The 16,782-nt window shown below is 55.7% G+C and carries 13 protein-coding genes; 12 read left to right on the forward strand and 1 reads right to left on the reverse strand.

The annotated features are described in order from the left end of the window. Positions 1 to 8 precede the first annotated feature (8 nt). The 9 genes from Poly41_RS23990 to proS all read left to right on the forward strand — a co-directional run bounded on the left by Poly41_RS23990 (position 9) and on the right by proS (position 12,052). Positions 9 to 1,238 (forward strand): 3-hydroxyacyl-CoA dehydrogenase family protein, encoded by a 1,230-nt coding sequence (locus tag Poly41_RS23990; RefSeq protein WP_231615898.1) that lies wholly within the window; start codon positions 9 to 11, stop codon positions 1,236 to 1,238. A 317-nt stretch (positions 1,239 to 1,555) separates the two neighbouring features. Beyond that, on the forward strand, positions 1,556 to 3,262 hold the full coding sequence (gene groL / locus Poly41_RS23995) for a chaperonin GroEL (RefSeq protein ID WP_146529662.1): 1,707 nt from the start codon (positions 1,556 to 1,558) through the stop codon (positions 3,260 to 3,262). A gap of 148 nt (positions 3,263 to 3,410) precedes the next feature. Beyond that, complete coding sequence (locus Poly41_RS24000; RefSeq protein WP_146529664.1) at positions 3,411 to 3,707, forward strand: co-chaperone GroES; 297 nt, start codon at positions 3,411 to 3,413, stop codon at positions 3,705 to 3,707. A 129-nt stretch (positions 3,708 to 3,836) separates the two neighbouring features. Then, positions 3,837 to 5,456, forward strand: a complete 1,620-nt coding sequence (gene groL / locus Poly41_RS24005) for a chaperonin GroEL (protein ID WP_146529665.1) — start codon at positions 3,837 to 3,839, stop codon at positions 5,454 to 5,456. A gap of 143 nt (positions 5,457 to 5,599) precedes the next feature. Then, positions 5,600 to 6,754, forward strand: coding sequence for a molecular chaperone DnaJ (dnaJ, locus tag Poly41_RS24010; protein WP_146529667.1), 1,155 nt, complete (start codon positions 5,600 to 5,602; stop codon positions 6,752 to 6,754). Next, positions 6,751 to 7,353 carry a nucleotide exchange factor GrpE gene (gene grpE / locus Poly41_RS24015; protein WP_197231591.1) on the forward strand — a complete coding sequence of 201 codons (603 nt, stop codon included), beginning with the start codon at positions 6,751 to 6,753 and terminating at the stop codon, positions 7,351 to 7,353. Before dnaJ ends, grpE begins: the two co-directional genes overlap by 4 nt. A 104-nt stretch (positions 7,354 to 7,457) precedes the next feature. After that, entirely contained in the window at positions 7,458 to 7,901 is a 444-nt protein-coding gene (locus tag Poly41_RS24020; protein ID WP_146529669.1) for a flagellar hook assembly protein FlgD, read from the forward strand. 83 nt (positions 7,902 to 7,984) lie between these two features. Continuing rightward, positions 7,985 to 10,423 carry a flagellar hook-basal body complex protein gene (locus tag Poly41_RS24025; protein ID WP_146529843.1) on the forward strand — a complete coding sequence of 813 codons (2,439 nt, stop codon included), beginning with the start codon at positions 7,985 to 7,987 and terminating at the stop codon, positions 10,421 to 10,423. Positions 10,424 to 10,537: 114 nt separating this feature from the next. Further along, the gene (gene proS / locus Poly41_RS24030; RefSeq protein WP_146529671.1) at positions 10,538 to 12,052 is read left to right on the forward strand and encodes a proline--tRNA ligase; all 1,515 of its coding nucleotides are present in this window, start codon (positions 10,538 to 10,540) and stop codon (positions 12,050 to 12,052) included. A 40-nt stretch (positions 12,053 to 12,092) separates the two neighbouring features. Here the strand turns inward: proS and surE are convergent, their stop codons facing one another. Continuing rightward, positions 12,093 to 12,854, reverse strand: coding sequence for a 5'/3'-nucleotidase SurE (gene surE / locus Poly41_RS24035; RefSeq protein WP_146529673.1), 762 nt, complete (start codon positions 12,852 to 12,854; stop codon positions 12,093 to 12,095). Between the two features lie 215 nt (positions 12,855 to 13,069). Between surE and guaA the strand changes: the two genes are divergently transcribed. The 3 genes from guaA (at position 13,070) to Poly41_RS24050 (ending at position 16,782) form a co-directional block, all read left to right on the forward strand. Continuing rightward, positions 13,070 to 14,638 carry a glutamine-hydrolyzing GMP synthase gene (guaA, locus tag Poly41_RS24040; protein WP_197231592.1) on the forward strand — a complete coding sequence of 523 codons (1,569 nt, stop codon included), beginning with the start codon at positions 13,070 to 13,072 and terminating at the stop codon, positions 14,636 to 14,638. A gap of 118 nt (positions 14,639 to 14,756) precedes the next feature. Continuing rightward, on the forward strand, positions 14,757 to 16,433 hold the full coding sequence (gene ettA / locus Poly41_RS24045; RefSeq protein ID WP_146529677.1) for an energy-dependent translational throttle protein EttA: 1,677 nt from the start codon (positions 14,757 to 14,759) through the stop codon (positions 16,431 to 16,433). 40 nt (positions 16,434 to 16,473) lie between these two features. After that, a complete protein-coding gene (locus tag Poly41_RS24050; protein ID WP_146529679.1) occupies positions 16,474 to 16,782 on the forward strand; it encodes a hypothetical protein in 309 nt (102 codons plus the stop codon).

The raw sequence follows: 16,782 nt of genomic DNA on the forward strand, positions 1-16,782 counted from the left end.
TGAACCGTATGTTGAGCGATCCCTCGGTCGTATTGGTAGGACTTGGTGTTGTCGGCCGAGCCATCTTGCAAGCGCATTTGGACGCAGGCATCTCGGTACGGGTTGTCGACCAAGACGCTGCGTCCGTTGACCTGGCATTGACCCGGTTGCGATTCGATCCCGACGACTGGGGCCTCTCGGAGCGAGCGACGATCGGATCGGGATTGTCGTCGGTCACGATCCGGGCACGCCGGCCTAGCGAAGAAGATGCCGCGGGCAAGTTGGCTCCGATCTTGATTGAATCGGTCGCGGAACGTTTGGCCGTCAAACGCGATTTTTTTGAAATGGCGGAATCGTTGTTGGGTGACCAGTGGATCTTCTGCACCAACACGTCCACGTTGCGAGTGACGGAGATCGCGAAGTCCCTGCGTCAGCCCCAGCGTGTTTGCGGCATGCATTTCTTCATGCCGGTTGGCCAGCGAGACGCGGTGGAAATCGTCCGTGCCGATCTCACGTCCGAGGACGCGTTGCGTTGCGGTTGTCGCCATGTCAGGCGGCTTGGCAAGACGCCGTTGGTCGTCCGCGATTCGCCAGGTTTCATTGTCAACCGAATGTTGTCTCCTTATTTAAACGAAGCGATGGTGCTGTTGTCGCAGGGGGCAACGGCCGAGCAGATCGAAGTCGCCGCGATTGAGTTTGGAATGCCTCTGTCACCGCTGGAGCTGACCGATTTGATTGGCTCGCGGACGATGTTCGATGCCGGCCGGGTCTATTGGCAGGCGTTTCCCTCGCGGATTGACCCTTCGCCCATCTTGCCGGCCATGATCAAAGCGGGGCGCGGCGGTCGATTCGCAGGCGGCGGTTTCTACGACTACGTCGACGATCTCCGCTCACCAACTTTGTCAGCCTCCGCGGTTGAGATTTGCAGTCGCTATCGCCGAAACGTCAGGCGGATTGAAGATCGTGAGGTGCTGATGCGATTGAGTTTGGCGATGTGGATTGAGTCGGCGATTTTGCTTGCCGATTCGGTGGCCACGAGCCTTGATGAGATCGAAGCGGCGATGGCTGGCGGGCTTGGCTTTACTCGCCGAGGCGAGTGGTACCGTTTTTTTGATGAAATCGGAAGCCAGCGGATTTCGGAATTCCTTGCGACCGCCAGATCCTTTTCAAAATCGCTCGTCGCCCCCTTGGGGTTGGTCCGCTCGCTCGATTCGCGTCGGCCAAGTGAAGCGGCTGCTGCCAGGTTGGCAAATGGCTAGGGTTATCGCTCGAAAATAGCTTGAGTCAAGTGTCGCTAAGGTATTTACCGATAGTGACTTACGTCAATTTTTTGGCTCTCGGCACGCAGGTTGCTCTAAAGGGGCAGCAATGCGGAGGCTGCTGCCACCGTTGCAGAGTTACGTTGCACAGAAGACCCGGGTGGCTTTCGAGCCAGCCGCTCTAACTGAATTCCATTTCGATCACATTCCTTTACTCTGTTTTCCTTTTTTGGACTCTTCGCTTGCCAGCCTTTTTGGGTGGTTGCGAGGGCAGAAACGGAAGCAGTCCCTAGACGAAACCACAGGAGAAAAACGTCGTGGCAAAGCAAATCGTTTTCGACGACGATGCACGTGCGCCGCTGTTGGCCGGTGTAAGCAAGCTCGCTCGAGCCGTCCGAAGTACCCTCGGCCCACGTGGCCGTAACGCGGTGCTCGATAAAGGCTGGGGTTCGCCCAAGGTCACCAAAGATGGTGTGACCGTGGCCGAAGATATCGAGCTTGATGATGCATTTGAGAACCTCGGTGCCCAATTGGTCAAGGAAGCTGCCAGCAAGACGAATGATGTCGCTGGTGACGGAACGACCACGGCAACCGTTTTGGCCGAAGCCATCTTCCGCGAAGGGCTGAAGATGGTCGCCATGGGTGCTGATCCGATGGCACTATCGCGAGGCATCGCCAAGGCAGTCGACGTGGCGGTCGAGCAGGTCGGCAAATTGTCAAAGCCGATCGATGAAAAGAGCAAGAGCGACATCAAACAGGTTGCGACGATTGCGGGGAACAATGATCCCGAGATCGGTGACGTGCTTGCGGACGCTTTCACGAAAGTCGGCAAAAACGGTGTGATCACGGTCGAAGAGGGCCGCTCCAACGAAACGACCGTTGACGTCGTCGAAGGGATGCAGTTTGATCGCGGTTTCTTGTCACCCCACTTCGTCAACAATCAAGACGATGTGAGCGTTGAGCTCGAAGATTGCTACGTCCTTTTGTATGAAGAAAAGATTAGCAACAACAAGAAGATGATTCCGCTGCTTGAAGCGGTCAGTAAGGCGAAGAAGCCGCTGTTGATCATTGCCGAAGACGTCGAAGGTGAGTCGTTGGCGACCTTGGTTGTCAACAAGATGCGAGGAATCTTGTCGGTGTGTGCTGTGAAAGCACCCGGCTATGGGGATCGCCGCAAAGCCATTCTCGGCGACATTGCCGTGTTGACCGGTGGCAAGGCGATTTTCAAGGACCTCGGCATCGATCTGGAAAGCGTCAAGCTGAGCGATCTTGGCCGGGCAAAGAAAGTGACGATTACCAGCGAAGCGACCACGATGGTGGGTGGAGCCGGCAAGAAGGCGGATATCGATGGCCGCGTCACTCAAATCCGGCGTGAAATCGAAGCGACCGACAGTGACTATGATCGCGAAAAGCTGCAGGAGCGATTGGCGAAGCTCGCTGGGGGTGTCGCACAGATCACCGTGGGTGCAGCGACCGAAACGGAAATGAAGGAGCGAAAGGCTCTGATCGATGACGCTCGGGCAGCGACGCAAGCCGCTCTCGAAGAAGGCATTGTTCCTGGTGGTGGCGTCGCGCTGTTACGTTGTCGAGCAGCCGTCGAAAAATTGGAGAAGAGCGCCGAAGGCGATCAGCAGCTTGGGATTCGGATCATCCGTAACGTGCTCGATCAACCCATGCGAGCGATCGCGGCCAATGCCGGGCTTGATGGTGCCGTTGTGGTCAATCGTGTTTTGCAAATGAAAGGCAAAACTGATGGATACGACGCCAATGCCGAGTGTTATTGTGACTTGGTTGCGGCCGGGATCGTCGATCCCGCCAAGGTCGTGAAGACCTCGTTGACCAATGCCGCCAGTGTCGCAGCTTTGCTGCTGACCACCGAATCGCTGGTCGCGGATATTCCTGTCAAGGAAGAGCCGGGCGGTGACGATCACGGCGGCCATGACCACGGCATGGGTGGCATGGGCGGAATGGGCGGCGGCATGCCAGGCATGGGCGGAATGGGTGGCATGGGCGGCATGATGTAAGCCGCTTGCTGTCGGAGTTCAGGCTCACACGTTGGAGTTCAGGCGATGGCCTGCTGAGCCTGTGCCTTTTTATCTCAAGCAGCCCGAGGGCTGAACTCCAGCTTTCCCTTTTTCAATCAAATCACTTTAATCAATAAGAAATACGAACATGGCAAAGATTAGTCTACGTCCTTTGGACGACCGCGTAGTGGTTCAGCCTCAAGAAGCCGAAGAAATGACTGCGGGCGGGATTGTGCTGCCCGATGCGGCTCGTGAAAAGCCGCTTCGCGGAACCATTGTTGCGGTGGGTCCAGGCAAGATGCTTGATAGCGGTAACCGCGGGGAATTGACCGTTGCGGTTGGCGACACCGTGATCTATGGACGCTACGGCGGAAGCGACATTGAGGTCGACGGCAAGGAAATGAAGATCCTGCGTGAAAGCGACATCTTGGCGAAGGTTCTCTAAGACCTAGCGAAACATCGAATCGCACGTTGAAGTTGACGCTCCAGCGTGCGACCGAGCCTCAGCAGAGGTCGCTGCGACGTCTGCTACGAATAAAAACACAACTCAACCTTCAATTCAAGGAATCCTGTCGTGGCAAAACAATTGTTATTCGACGACCACGCTCGAACCCGCATGTTGGCGGGTGTCGATAAGTTGGCTAACGCGGTTGCGATAACCATGGGGCCAACTGGTCGCAATGTCATTATCGATAAATCCTTCGGCGGTCCGACCGTTACCAAAGACGGTGTGACGGTCGCGAAAGAGATCGAACTCGAAGACCGTTTCGAGAACATGGGTGCCAAGTTGGTCATGGAAGTGGCCCAAAAGACCAGCGATATCGCGGGTGATGGTACCACGACCGCTACGGTGCTGGCTCGAGCGATCTTTAAAGAGGGGCTTCGCAACATTGTTGCAGGAAGCAACCCTGCAGCAATCCGCCGAGGCATCGACCGAGCGGTTCAGGCCGCCAGCGACAAGCTGATCGAGATGGGAACGCCCGTTTCGAACAAAGAGCAGATCGCCAACGTGGGTGCCATCAGCGCGAACAACGATCTCGAGATTGGCACCTTGCTCGCGGATGCTCTCGAGAAAGTCGGCAAAGATGGTGTGATCACGGTCGAGGAAGGCAAGAGCCGCAAGACCGAAGTCAACTACGTCGATGGCATGCAGTTCGACAAGGGCTACATTTCGCCCTACTTCATCAACGATCCCTCGACGATGGAAGCGGACCTCGAAAACGCGTTGGTGCTGCTTTATGAAAAGAAGATCAGCAACATTCGTGATTTGGTTCCGCTGTTGGAAAAGACGGCTCAAACCGGTCAGCCGCTGTTGATCATCGCCGAAGATGTCGATGCAGAAGCGTTGACGTTGTTGGTGGTCAACAAGCTTCGTGGGACGCTGAATGTCTGTGCGGTCAAAGCACCTGGCTTTGGCGATCGCCGCAAAGCGATGCTTGGCGACATTGCCGTCTTGACCGGCGGAACCCTGATCAGCGAAGACTTGGGGATCCAGCTGGAAAATGTCACTTTGGATCAGCTTGGCCGAGCCAAGAAGGTCACGGTTGACAAGGGCAGCACGACGATTGTCGAAGGCGGTGGAAGCCGGCAAGAGATCGACAAGCGTGTCACGCAGATCCGTGCTCAGATCGACCAAACCGACAGCGAGTACGATCGAGAAAAGTACCAAGAGCGTTTGGCAAAGTTGTCAGGCGGCGTGGCAGTGGTCAGCGTTGGTGCCGAGACCGAAGCCGAAATGAAGCAAACCAAGGCTCGTTTGGAAGACGCGTTGCACGCCACGCGGGCTGCGGTCGAAGAAGGAATCTTGCCTGGGGGTGGCGTCGCATTGATTCGGTGCCGCGAAGCTGTCGGCGACGCGAAGAAGAAGGCCAAGGGCGACGAGAAGATCGGCGTCGACATCGTTCTTCGATCGCTCGAAGCTCCGATGCGTCAAATTGCCGATAACGGTGGTATCGACGGCAGCGTCGTCGTGGACGAAGTGTCTCAAAAGACCGGTGCGATGGGCTACAACGCCAACACGGGTGAGTACGTCGACCTGATGAAGGCTGGCGTGATTGACCCGGTGAAGGTGGTTCGCACGGCATTGGCCAACGCGGGCAGCATCGCGGGGTTGCTTTTGACGACCGAAGCGCTGGTGACCAACTTCGATGAGGAAGATAAGGAAAAACGCCACGTTGAAGGCGCTGTATCCTAACGGGAACTTCGCTTGACGAGTTTCCCAAGATCAACGAACGGGTCGTCGCCATCGAGACGTTGGTGAGCGACCCGTTTTCGTAGCGGAAGTCGGAATGGCTTCCCTGAGATTAGACAGACACACCGGAACCACCCGCTTGACTCATGGTTGAAAAACGCGATTACTACGAGATCCTCAGTGTTTCACGGACGGCTGGGAAAGTCGAGATTGATCGCGCGTACCGAAAGCTGGCGATCAAATTCCATCCCGACAGCAATCGTGACGATGAAGATGCGGTCGAAAAGTTTAAAGAGGCTTCCGAAGCCTATGAAATCCTGAGCGACCCCGAGAAACGCGAGCGCTACAACCGCTTCGGGCATGCGGGTGTCGAAGGTGCCGCCCATCAATTCAATAGCGCCGAAGACATCTTTGAAGCATTCGGCGACTTGTTCGGCGGCGGAATGTTTGGCGATTTGTTCGGGGGGCGTTCGGCCGGGGGCGGACGTCGTCGTCGCTCGCGACGCGGGGCCGATATCAAATGCAATGTGACACTGACCCTTGAAGAAGCCGCTCGTGGCGTGAGCAAGGATATCTCGTTTCGACGCCGAGTCCGCTGTGCCACCTGTGAAGGGAGCGGGGCGGCAGCGGGAAGCCATCCAGAAACCTGCACCACCTGTGGTGGCCACGGTCAAGTGATCCAATCGGCGGGGATTCTGCGAGTACAGACCGCCTGCCCCAACTGCAATGGGACAGGGCAGCAAATCAGCCAGAAATGTGAGGATTGCCGAGGCAGTGGGTTGCAGCATGAGAAAGCCGAATTGACGGTTGAGATTCCTGCGGGCGTCGATGACGGAATGCGAGTCCGCCTGCAGAACGAAGGGGAAGCAAGTCCCGATGGAGGGCCACCAGGCGATTGCTACTGCTTTATCTCCGTCATGCCACATCCGCTGTTCAAACGGAACAACAGCGACCTGATCTTGCAGTTGCCGATTTCCTACACGCAGGCAGCGCTCGGAGCCGATATTGAAGTCCCCACACTCGATGGCCCGAACTCGTTGCAGGTCAACGCGGGGACGCAAACGGGTGACGTGTTCACGCTGAAGGGACAAGGGATCGTCGATCCTCGAGGCGGACGAGCAGGCGATTTGCTCGTGCAAGTTTTCATTGAAGTCCCCAAGAAATTGTCCTCCGAGCAGGAGAAATTGTTGCGAGAATTGGCGGATGTTGAGCGCGAAGCGGTACTGCCCCATCGCAAGTCCTTCCTGGAAAAACTGAAAACGTTTTTTGAACCCGACGAAGAAACGCAAGAAAAAGCATGAACGAAGACAGAGACACAAGTATGAACGAGAACGAATCGATTCCTGAGGAAGGCTGGGAAGCTGGCGAGGGACCCGATGTTGGCGAACATTTTGACTCGGATCAACTCGCCAAAGATGTGGTCCATGCCGAAACGCGTGACGAGGAAATCGAGCGGCTCAGGGCTTCATCGGATTCCGCCGAGAAACGTGTCTTGATGGCTCAGGCCGAAGCGGAGAACTTCCGTAAACGCATGCGACGTGATTTCGAAGACCAACTTCGCTTTGCAGCCATGCCCTTGGTCAACGATTTGCTGCTCGTTCGCGACAACTTGCATCGTGCCATCGAAGCGGCGGAGTCGACCAGCGATGCGGCGGGGTTGCGTGAAGGAGTGGCAATGGTCGTGAAACAGCTCGATGATACGTTGGCCAAACATAGCGTCACGCCGATCCCGACCGAGGGCCAGGTCTTTGACCCCAACGTTCACGAGGCGATTTCACAAATGCCAAGTGACGAGCACCCGGCCGGCGCGGTTTCTCATGTGGCCGTGATCGGTTACCAGATGCACGATCGGGTCGTTCGTCCGAGCCAAGTGGTTGTCAGCAGCGGTCCGCCTCAGTAACGGGTCGACTCGATTGGCCTCGCTTTTTCATCCCCCCGCATCGTACAACGACATCCGATTGTATGAACTAGGATCCCCTCCATTGACCGCGAAGGGCAACGGCGATGTCGCAAATCGGACAAACAGGCACGACTCAATTTTCAGCGAATCAGCAGGCTGGAATATCCGACTCTAACGACGGGTTCTCCTCCGTCGATATTGATAGCTTTATGAAGCTGTTGATCAGTGAACTGCAGAACCAGGATCCGTTGAATCCGACCGACAACAGCGAGATGATCGCGCAGATTGGGCAGATTCGCGAAATTGGGGCGACCGATCAGCTGACGCAAACGCTCTCGAGCTTGTCGGCGAGTCAGGAATTGGTCACCGCCAGTTCACTGATTGGTCGCAGTGTGACGGGATTGGCGGATGACTCGAGCCCGGTCGAGGGCGTCGTTGACCGCATCACGGTGGAAACAAACGGGGATAACAATTCACGTTCTGTCAAAGTTCATGTGGGGCAACAGACGATGGAGATTAATAACATTCGTGAAATTCTAACTGGGTAAGCTTTGACGATTAACTGCAAGCTTTTGCTTGCATGATCCAATCGGCCAAGGTTTATCAGGCTCTGCTGATAGGATCGCTGTCGATGGGATTGACCTCCGCACTGACCACCGCACTGACTGGCCTTTCCGCTGCCGAAACACAGATCGACGTGATCGGCAACAACCTTGCGAACTCGCAAACGGTTGGCTTCAAATCCTCGAATGCGATCTTCGCGACGCAGTTCTTGCAGACGTTGTCGCTCGGTGGAGGACCGACCGCAGACAATGGCGGCACGAATCCACGACAAATCGGACTGGGGGTTCAGGTTGCGGAAATCGCCGCCAACCACAACCAGGGCACGATTGAAATCAGTAGCAGTTCTTCGGATTTGGCCATTCAAGGTGATGGCTTTTTTATTGTCGAGGGTGCGTCGGGCGAACGACTGTACACGCGAAACGGTATCTTTAAACTCAACAGCAGCGCTGAGTTGGTCAATTCGACCGGTCAGCGATTGTTGGGCTACGGCATCGATGATCAATTTCGCTTACAGGAATCGGACTTGGTTCCCTTGACGGTGCCGCTGGGAACCGAGAGTGTCGCCAAGGCGACGGAGAACGTCACCTTTGAAGGAGGGTTGACGCCCGAGGGCGAGATCGCGACGACAAGCCAAATTGTTCAAAGTGTGCGTCTAGGCAACGATAAAGTCCCGCGTCCGGACGCATCGGGAGTTTTGATCGGCAGTGCACCGTTGTCGGATCATAACAACGTGACCGTGAACAGCACCGGTGTCGGAAGCTTGCCAGCAGGAGCCTACAAGTACCGTGTGGCGCTGGTCGATTCGAACGGAAATGAAGCGGCACCGAGCGGCACGATCAATGCAACAGTGGCTGCCAATGGACGGATCGAATTGGGCAGTCTGCCGCTCGATCCCGATGGAGGCGACTACCCAACGGTGAACGTCTATCGCACGGGGCCCAACGGGAACGATTTCTTTCGTTTAGGTTCGGCAACGGCTGGTGGCACGTTTGTCGACGATGGAGCCACTCCGTTGTCGGGCAATGCACTCGATACCGATTTGCTGACCGGCAACTACACCTACATGATCACTTACCATAGCAATGGCGAGTCGGAGTCGCGTCCAAGTGTGCTGATTGGCCCGCAGAATATTGTTTCTGGGCGGATGTCCTTATCGGGATTTCCTACTCCGCCGATTCCCAATGTGGGTGACGGCTTTCCCAGCTACGACGAGATTCGCGTCTACCGGAACCTGTCGAACGACCAAAACAACTTCTTTCTTGTCGACACGGTCGCGCCCGGTGATACGTTTACGGATGGAAAGTCCGACGAAGAAATTGCGGACTTGACGGTCTCAGGCAACCAGTTGCTGGACTTGGATGGTCCGCAGGTCAACGCCAGCACCTTGCTGACCGATGTGCTCAAACGCGACGGTTTGACTTACCAGAAAGCATTTGAAATCGGCACACTCAGCTTCAGCGGCCGAAAAGGGGGCCGTGCGCTCGGCGACAAGGATTTTGAGATCACCGCGACCAGTACGATGCAAGATTTTATCGACTTCATCGAGGCATCGTCTGGAATTCAAACGGTTCAAGTCGATGGGCAGAATCCGATTCCTCCTTCAGAAAACCACTTGCCCGGCCAAACGGGTGTGATTTCACCGGGAGGATACATCCAAGACGGCGCGATCCGTTTTGTCAGCAATACGGGCGAAGCGAATGCCTTGGAAATCGATTTGTCGGCTTTTCGGATCAAGACAGCCACAGGCAACGTGACCACACCCAATCTTGGCTTTGGCACCATTCAAGAAGCGGTGGGACAAAGTGCCGTCAGCGACTTTGTGGTTTATGATTCGTTGGGCGTTCCCATTAACGTTCGGATGACCGCGACATTAGAAAGTCGTACGGATGAGCAAACGATTTACCGCTGGTATGCTGATAGCCCCGAAAACCAATCGGTCAGTGGAACCAACATTGCCGTGGGCACCGGATTGATTCAATTCGATGGTAACGGCAACTTCATTGCCACGACCAACGATCAAGTTGCGATCAATCGAAACGGGATACCGAGTGTTTCACCACTGCAATTTACCGTCGATTTTGGTCGAGTTTCTGGTTTGGCGACCCAAGAAGCGTCGCTCGCGGCGACTCAGCAAGACGGCAGCGAGCCGGGGGTGCTCAACAGCTTTGTGGTGGGTGAAGATGGAACGATGCGTGGGGTTTTCAGCAATGGGATCTCTCGCGATCTCGGCAAGCTGCAACTCGCTCGGTTTGCCAATCCCGTTGGTTTGGAATCTCGTGGCTTGAACGTCTACGCTCAAGGCGTCAACACCGGTTTGCCCGTGTTAGGTGGGCCAGGTGAAAATGGGATCGGCAATGTGATTGGTGGTGCACTTGAGCTCAGCAACACCGACATTGGCAAGGACTTGATCGAGTTGGTGCTGGCCAGCACTCAGTACCGTGGGAACAGCCGCGTGATCACCACCAGCCAGCAATTGCTCGACGAATTGTTGAACCTGCGGCGGTAAACGGTCGGCCGGGCTTACCGCGTGGGGACTAGCCAAGACCGCTTGGAAAACCACAATTGGGTGCGACGTTCTTGATTTCGTTTTTCTGCGTTCTCTGACCCCGCGATTCTCACCATGGCCAAAGCTCCCAAAACTGCGATCCAACCCACCCGCGCCGAAGATTACCCGGAGTGGTACCAGCAGGTGATTCGGGCTGCGGATTTGGCCGAGAATTCGCCGGTTCGCGGTTGCATGGTGATCAAACCGTGGGGCTATCGATTATGGGAAAACATGCAGCGTGCCTTGGACGACATGTTCAAGGCGACGGGGCACCAGAACGCCTACTTTCCGCTGTTCATCCCGATGAGTTTCCTGGAAAAGGAGGCCGAGCATGTTGAAGGGTTCGCTAAGGAATGCGCGGTGGTCACCCATCACCGCTTGGAGCCCGATCCCAATGGCGGACTTCGCCCGGCGGGAAAGTTGGAAGAACCGCTGATCGTTCGGCCAACCAGCGAAACCATCATTGGAGCGACGTATGCCAAGTGGGTGCAAAGCTATCGTGATCTACCGATCTTGATCAACCAATGGGCCAACGTGGTCCGCTGGGAAATGCGCACGCGGATGTTTCTGCGAACCGCCGAGTTTCTCTGGCAGGAAGGGCATACGGTACACGCGACCAGCGCCGAAGCGATTGAAGAAACCGAGCGGATGATCGACGTTTATGCGGACTTCGCTGAAAACTGGATGGCGATGCCGGTGATTGTCGGTCGCAAAACACCGGCTGAACGTTTTCCGGGGGCAGTGGAAACGTTGTCGATTGAAGCGATGATGCAGGATCGCAAAGCGCTTCAAGCGGGGACGAGCCATTTTCTGGGCCAAAATTTCTCGAAAGCTCAGGAAATTGTTTTTCAGGCCGAAAGCGGCGAACGCGAATACGCGTGGACGACCAGTTGGGGCGTATCGACTCGTTTAGTCGGTGCACTGATCATGTCGCACAGCGATGACGATGGATTCGTGCTGCCGCCTCGCTTGGCACCCGAGCAAGTGGTGATTTTGCCCATTTATCGCGATGACGCGCAGCGGGCGGAGGTCCTCGCTTCGGTGGAGTCCCTGCGCAAGGAGTTGACCGACCAGACCTATGCTGGCGTTCCGATTCGAGTGGAGGTCGATGATCGCGACGTCCGTGGTGGAGAAAAGAAATGGCATCACGTCAAACGGGGTGTGCCGGTTCGCGTCGAGGTGGGCCCCAAAGACATCGAAAAAGGGTCGGTGTTTGTTGGGCGGCGTGATCAGCCCAAGAGTACCGGTATGTCGCGAAGTGAATTCGTCGGATCGATCGGCCGTTTATTGGCTGAGATGCAGCAAGGCTTGTTTGACCGAGCGTTAGCGCTGCGGCAATCCAACACCGTTGACATTGCCAGCGAACAGGCGTTCCGCGAATTCTTTACCCCCAAGAACGAAGATCAGCCGGAAATCCACGGTGGTTTTGCGAATTGTTTCTTCGCCAGCGAAGAGCAACTCGATCCGCTGTTGAAGGAGTTGAAGGTCACGGTACGTTGTCTTCCGCGCGGTGGCGAAGAAGAAAGCGGAACTTGTTTCTTGACCGGTGAAACGACCAAGCAGAAAGCGATCTTCGCCAAAGCGTATTAGTGCCTTTTTGACATTCTTCAAACGAATCTCGATCGGGCCGTCAGACCTCCAGCCCCCACTCGCTCATTGCATTGACCATCGACTGGTTCGTTAAATCAAAGTGAAGGGGCGAAAGCGTCACGTTTCCCAGCCTTAATTCGGTCACGTCGGTTCGTTCGGCCGGCGGCTTGGCGGGTTCAGACCAGATCGCCCAGTAGTAGGGACGGCCAGCGGGGTCCGCTCGCTTTTCATACAACCGCCCATATTGAGCCAACCCCATCGGCACGATCGACAATTTGGCTGGTGAAACCGTCGCGGCGGTGGGGACGTTCAGGTTAAACAGTTTTCCTTTTGAAGCGGGGTTTTTTATCAAACCGCCGATGACGTTGCGTGCGATCACCGCCGCGGATTGGTAGTCGGCATCGGGATCGTACTCAAGTGATACCGCCACGCTGGTGACGCCGAAAAACGCCCCTTCGATCGCAGCGGCAACGGTTCCGCTGTACAGGACGTTGATGCCGGCGTTGAGGCCGCTGTTGATCCCGCTGACGACCAAATCGACTGGATTGTCTTGCAACAGTTCGCCGATCGCCAGCTTCACCGAATCGGCTGGGGAACCTGCCACCGCCCAGGCCCAATGGCGTCCGTCACGGCGGATCGATTTACAGGTCAAGGGTGACAAATAGGTGATCGAATGGCCAACACCACTTTGTTCTGTCGCGGGGGCCACCACAATGACTTCGCCAAGATGACGCAGTTGTTGCTCGAGAGCGGCGAGCCCCGGAGCAAAAACGCCATCATCGTTGGTTAGCAGAATTCTCATCTTGATTGCACTTTCCGACGTTAGGGAACCGGTTTGTAGGAGGTTCGGACCCGATTTCAGACACGTTCTTGGATCACAACCCCTTGGGTATCAATCTGTCATTTTCTACACTTCACGATTCAATCCTGCGACACCACTGTTCTTTTCCGCTCGTTTGACAAATCCATCGGAAGATGGACCGGCGGACGAGAGCGGCAATAACCCAACAGTCGGCCATGGCAGATCCAATAGCACCCGAAAACCTTACCGCCCAGCGAATCGTTGTCCTCGATTTCGGATCGCAATACGCCCAACTGATCGCTCGGCGGGTACGAGAGCAAAACGTTTATTGCCAAATCCTTCGGCATGACTTGCCGGCCGAGCGGATTGCGGAACTTGCCCCCAAAGGGATTATCCTTTCCGGTGGCCCGTCGAGCGTCTACGTCCAGGATGCCCCACGATGCGACCCCGAGTTGTTCAACCTTGGCGTTCCCGTTTTGGGGATTTGCTACGGGATGCAACTGGCCTGCGAAGCACTCGGCGGGAAGGTCGACCATACCCCGAGCCGCGAATATGGTCCAGCAAAATGCACGGTTCACGATGACTCGCTCCTGTTCCGCGGTTTGCCTGAGCAGATTGACGTGTGGATGAGTCACGGCGATCAAGTGTCGGCGATCTCGGACGTTTTCAAACCGCTCGCGGAAACCAACACCTGCCCTTACGCCGCGATCGCTCATCGCGAGTTGCCCATTTACGGCATGCAGTTTCACCCCGAAGTCACTCACACGCCGCTAGGCGGCCAAATTCTTCGCAATTTCGTGTTGGATGTCTGTGGCTGCGAAGGGACCTGGCAACTCGGTGACTTTGCCCAAGCGGCGATTGAACAGATTCGCTCCCTTGTGGGTGACGCTCGCGTGATTTGTGGACTCAGTGGCGGGGTCGACTCCTCGGTGGTCGCGGCACTGCTGTACAAAGCGATCGGTCCTCAATTGTCGTGCATCTTGGTCGACAACGGGCTGCTGCGCAAAGACGAGCAGGTGATGGTGATTCAAGAGTTCACCAAGCATTTCAAGACCGATCTTCACGTGGTCGAAGCAGAAGACCGTTTCATGGAGACGCTTGAAGGGATCAGTGAACCGCAAGAAAAACGCCGCCGAATCGGCCACGCGTTCATTGAGTGCTTCAAAGAGGAAGCGGTCAAGATCAAGGATGCCCATTTCCTGGCGCAAGGCACACTGTACCCCGACGTGATCGAAAGTGGCGCTGATCTTGATGGGCCAGCCGCAACCATCAAGTTGCACCATAACGTCGGTGGATTGCCGGAGGAGCTTGGCTTTGAACTGATTGAACCGCTGCGAGATCTATTCAAGGATGAAGTTCGCCGGCTTGGCCTCGAACTCGGGCTACCCGAATCCCTCGTGTGGAGGCATCCCTTCCCGGGGCCGGGTTTGGCGGTCCGTTGCCTTGGCGAAGTGACGCGAGAAAAATTGAAGGTCCTCCGCGAAGCGGATTCGATCGTGGTGAATGAGATCAAGGCAGCCGGATTGTACCGTGAAACGAGTCAATCGTTTGCCGTTTTGCTGCCGGTGCAAAGCGTCGGTGTGATGGGGGATGCCCGAACGTATGACAATGCCGTCGCGATCCGTAGTGTGAAGACCGATGACTTCATGACTGCCGATTGGAGCCGCTTGCCGTACGATTTGCTGGCCCGCATCAGCACGCGAATCATCAACGAAGTCGCCGGAATCAACCGCGTCTGTTACGACATCAGCAGCAAGCCCCCCGCAACGATCGAATGGGAATAGCAGCTCCCGCGAACCGTTGACCGTGAGCAGCAAGTAAGACTTCTGTTTAGCGGTCGATTGTGACTTAGGAGCTCCCTTCGATTTTTTACGATGAACTGAACCCTGAAACCTGAACTCTATGTCTCGACAATACATTTACCAAGTTGAAAACCTGACCAAAAAGCATGGCGCGAAAGTCGTTCTTGATGATGTTTGGTTGGCTTTTTATCCCGGCGCGAAGATCGGTGTGCTCGGGCCCAATGGCGCGGGGAAATCGACGCTGCTGCGGATCATGGCGGGGATGGACACGGAGTTCGACGGTACCGCTCGGCTGACCAGCGGGTTTACCGTTGGCTACCTGGAACAAGAACCGCCGCTCGATCCGAACAAGACCGTCTTTGAGAATGTTCAAGAGGCGGTTGCCGAACGCCGCCAGATCATCGATCGCTACAACGAAATCAGCATGATGCTTGGCGATGTTACCGACGACAAGCAGATGACGAAGCTGTGCGACGAGATGGCGAAGTTACAAGATGTCATCGACGCCGCCAACTTGTGGGAACTGGATCGCCAAGTCGAAGTTTCGATGGCGGTGATGAACCTGCCGCCTGCGGACGCCGACGTGACCAAGCTTTCTGGGGGGGAACGCCGTCGCGTGGCGCTTTGCCAATTGCTGATTCGCCAGCCCGACTTGCTCTTGCTCGATGAACCGACGAACCATCTGGACGCCGAATCGGTGTCTTGGCTCGAACAGCACCTTGCGCGATATGCCGGGACCGTCGTCGCGGTGACCCACGATCGATACTTCCTTGATAACGTCGCTCAATGGATTCTGGAAATCGATCGCGGTCGCGGTATCCCGCTCGAAGGCAACTACACGGCCTGGTTGGAAGCTCGCCACAAACGGATGGCGATCGAACAGCGGCAAGCGAAGGCTCGCGAAAAGACCTTGGCGAGAGAGTTGGAATGGATCCGAATGAGTCCAAAGGCACGGCAGGCAAAAAGCAAGGCGCGTATCAAATCGTATGAAGAAATGTCGGCTCAGTCGTTTGAGGATCGACCGGACGAATTGGAAATCCAAATTCCGTCAGGCCGGCATCTCGGCGATTTGGTCATTGAAGGCAAGAACATTCACAAGGCTTATGGCGACAACGTGTTAATGGACGATTTGTCGTTCCGTTTGCCGGCCGGAGGCATTGTCGGTGTGATCGGCCCCAATGGTGCAGGCAAGACGACCTTGTTTCGCATGATCACCGGGCAAGAAAAGCCCGATAGCGGCGTGATCCGCGTTGGGGACACCGTCGATCTCGGCTATGTCGACCAAAGTCGCGATTCGCTCACTGCCGAAAATAGCGTCTTCCAGGAAATCAGTGGCGGTCACGACACGATCGTGATGGGGGGACGTAATATCGCGGCTCGAGCTTACGTCGCAAGGTTCAATTTTAAAGGGCCGGACCAAGAGAAGAAAGTTGGCAATTTGTCCGGGGGAGAACGCAATCGCGTTCACTTGGCAAAACTACTGCGTCAAGGCTGCAACGTCTTGTTGCTTGACGAACCGACGAACGACCTCGATGTCGATACGCTGCGAGCACTGGAAGAGGCAATCGCCAACTTTGCCGGCTGTGTCGTTGTCACCAGCCATGACCGCTGGTTCCTCGATCGGCTCGCAACGCATATCCTAGCGTTCGAAGGTGATGGAAAGTTGGTGTGGTGCGAAGGGAACTTCGATACCTACGACCGTAACCTTCGCGAACGCATGGGCGATGATCCTGACGAGGCGAAACGCACGCGTTACAAGAGCATTCATGCCAGTTAGGCGTGTTCTCCATCCAACAAGCATTGAAAAGGAACGAATCATGACGATTTTACGAACAGGAACCAACCAGAATTACTCGGAAGGTTGGGATGCAATCTTTGGCGGCAAGAAGAAGGCAACGAAGAAGGCGACGGCAAAAGCCAAGTCCGCGACGAAGTCCGTGAAAAAGGTGACCAAGAAGAAGGTGACCAAGAAGCAGGCCGCAACGGCGGCGGCAAAGACGAAACCCAAGGCTGCGAAGAAAGCAACCGCGAAAAAGGCGACCAAGACCGTAGCCAAGCAGAAAGTAACGAAGAAGAAAGTAACGAAGAAGAAAGCGACCAAGAAGAAAGTGACGAAGAAGCGATAG

The organism is Novipirellula artificiosorum (genome assembly GCF_007860135.1).
Classification (GTDB): Bacteria; Planctomycetota; Planctomycetia; order Pirellulales; family Pirellulaceae; genus Novipirellula_A; species Novipirellula_A artificiosorum.

What these genes read in the sequence shown, in the direction of transcription:
- dnaJ (WP_146529667.1), top strand. Translation starts at nt 5,600, where the DNA reads ATGGTTGAAAAACGCGATTACTACGAGATCCTCAGTGTTTCACGGACG.
- ettA (WP_146529677.1), top strand. Translation starts at nt 14,757, where the DNA reads ATGTCTCGACAATACATTTACCAAGTTGAAAACCTGACCAAAAAGCAT.
- Poly41_RS23990 (WP_231615898.1), top strand. Translation starts at nt 9, where the DNA reads ATGTTGAGCGATCCCTCGGTCGTATTGGTAGGACTTGGTGTTGTCGGC.
- Poly41_RS24000 (WP_146529664.1), top strand. Translation starts at nt 3,411, where the DNA reads ATGGCAAAGATTAGTCTACGTCCTTTGGACGACCGCGTAGTGGTTCAG.
- Poly41_RS24050 (WP_146529679.1), top strand. Translation starts at nt 16,474, where the DNA reads ATGACGATTTTACGAACAGGAACCAACCAGAATTACTCGGAAGGTTGG.
- guaA (WP_197231592.1), top strand. Translation starts at nt 13,070, where the DNA reads ATGGCAGATCCAATAGCACCCGAAAACCTTACCGCCCAGCGAATCGTT.
- Poly41_RS24020 (WP_146529669.1), top strand. Translation starts at nt 7,458, where the DNA reads ATGTCGCAAATCGGACAAACAGGCACGACTCAATTTTCAGCGAATCAG.
- surE (WP_146529673.1), bottom strand. Translation starts at nt 12,854, where the DNA reads ATGAGAATTCTGCTAACCAACGATGATGGCGTTTTTGCTCCGGGGCTC.
- grpE (WP_197231591.1), top strand. Translation starts at nt 6,751, where the DNA reads ATGAACGAAGACAGAGACACAAGTATGAACGAGAACGAATCGATTCCT.
- Poly41_RS24025 (WP_146529843.1), top strand. Translation starts at nt 7,985, where the DNA reads ATGGGATTGACCTCCGCACTGACCACCGCACTGACTGGCCTTTCCGCT.
- proS (WP_146529671.1), top strand. Translation starts at nt 10,538, where the DNA reads ATGGCCAAAGCTCCCAAAACTGCGATCCAACCCACCCGCGCCGAAGAT.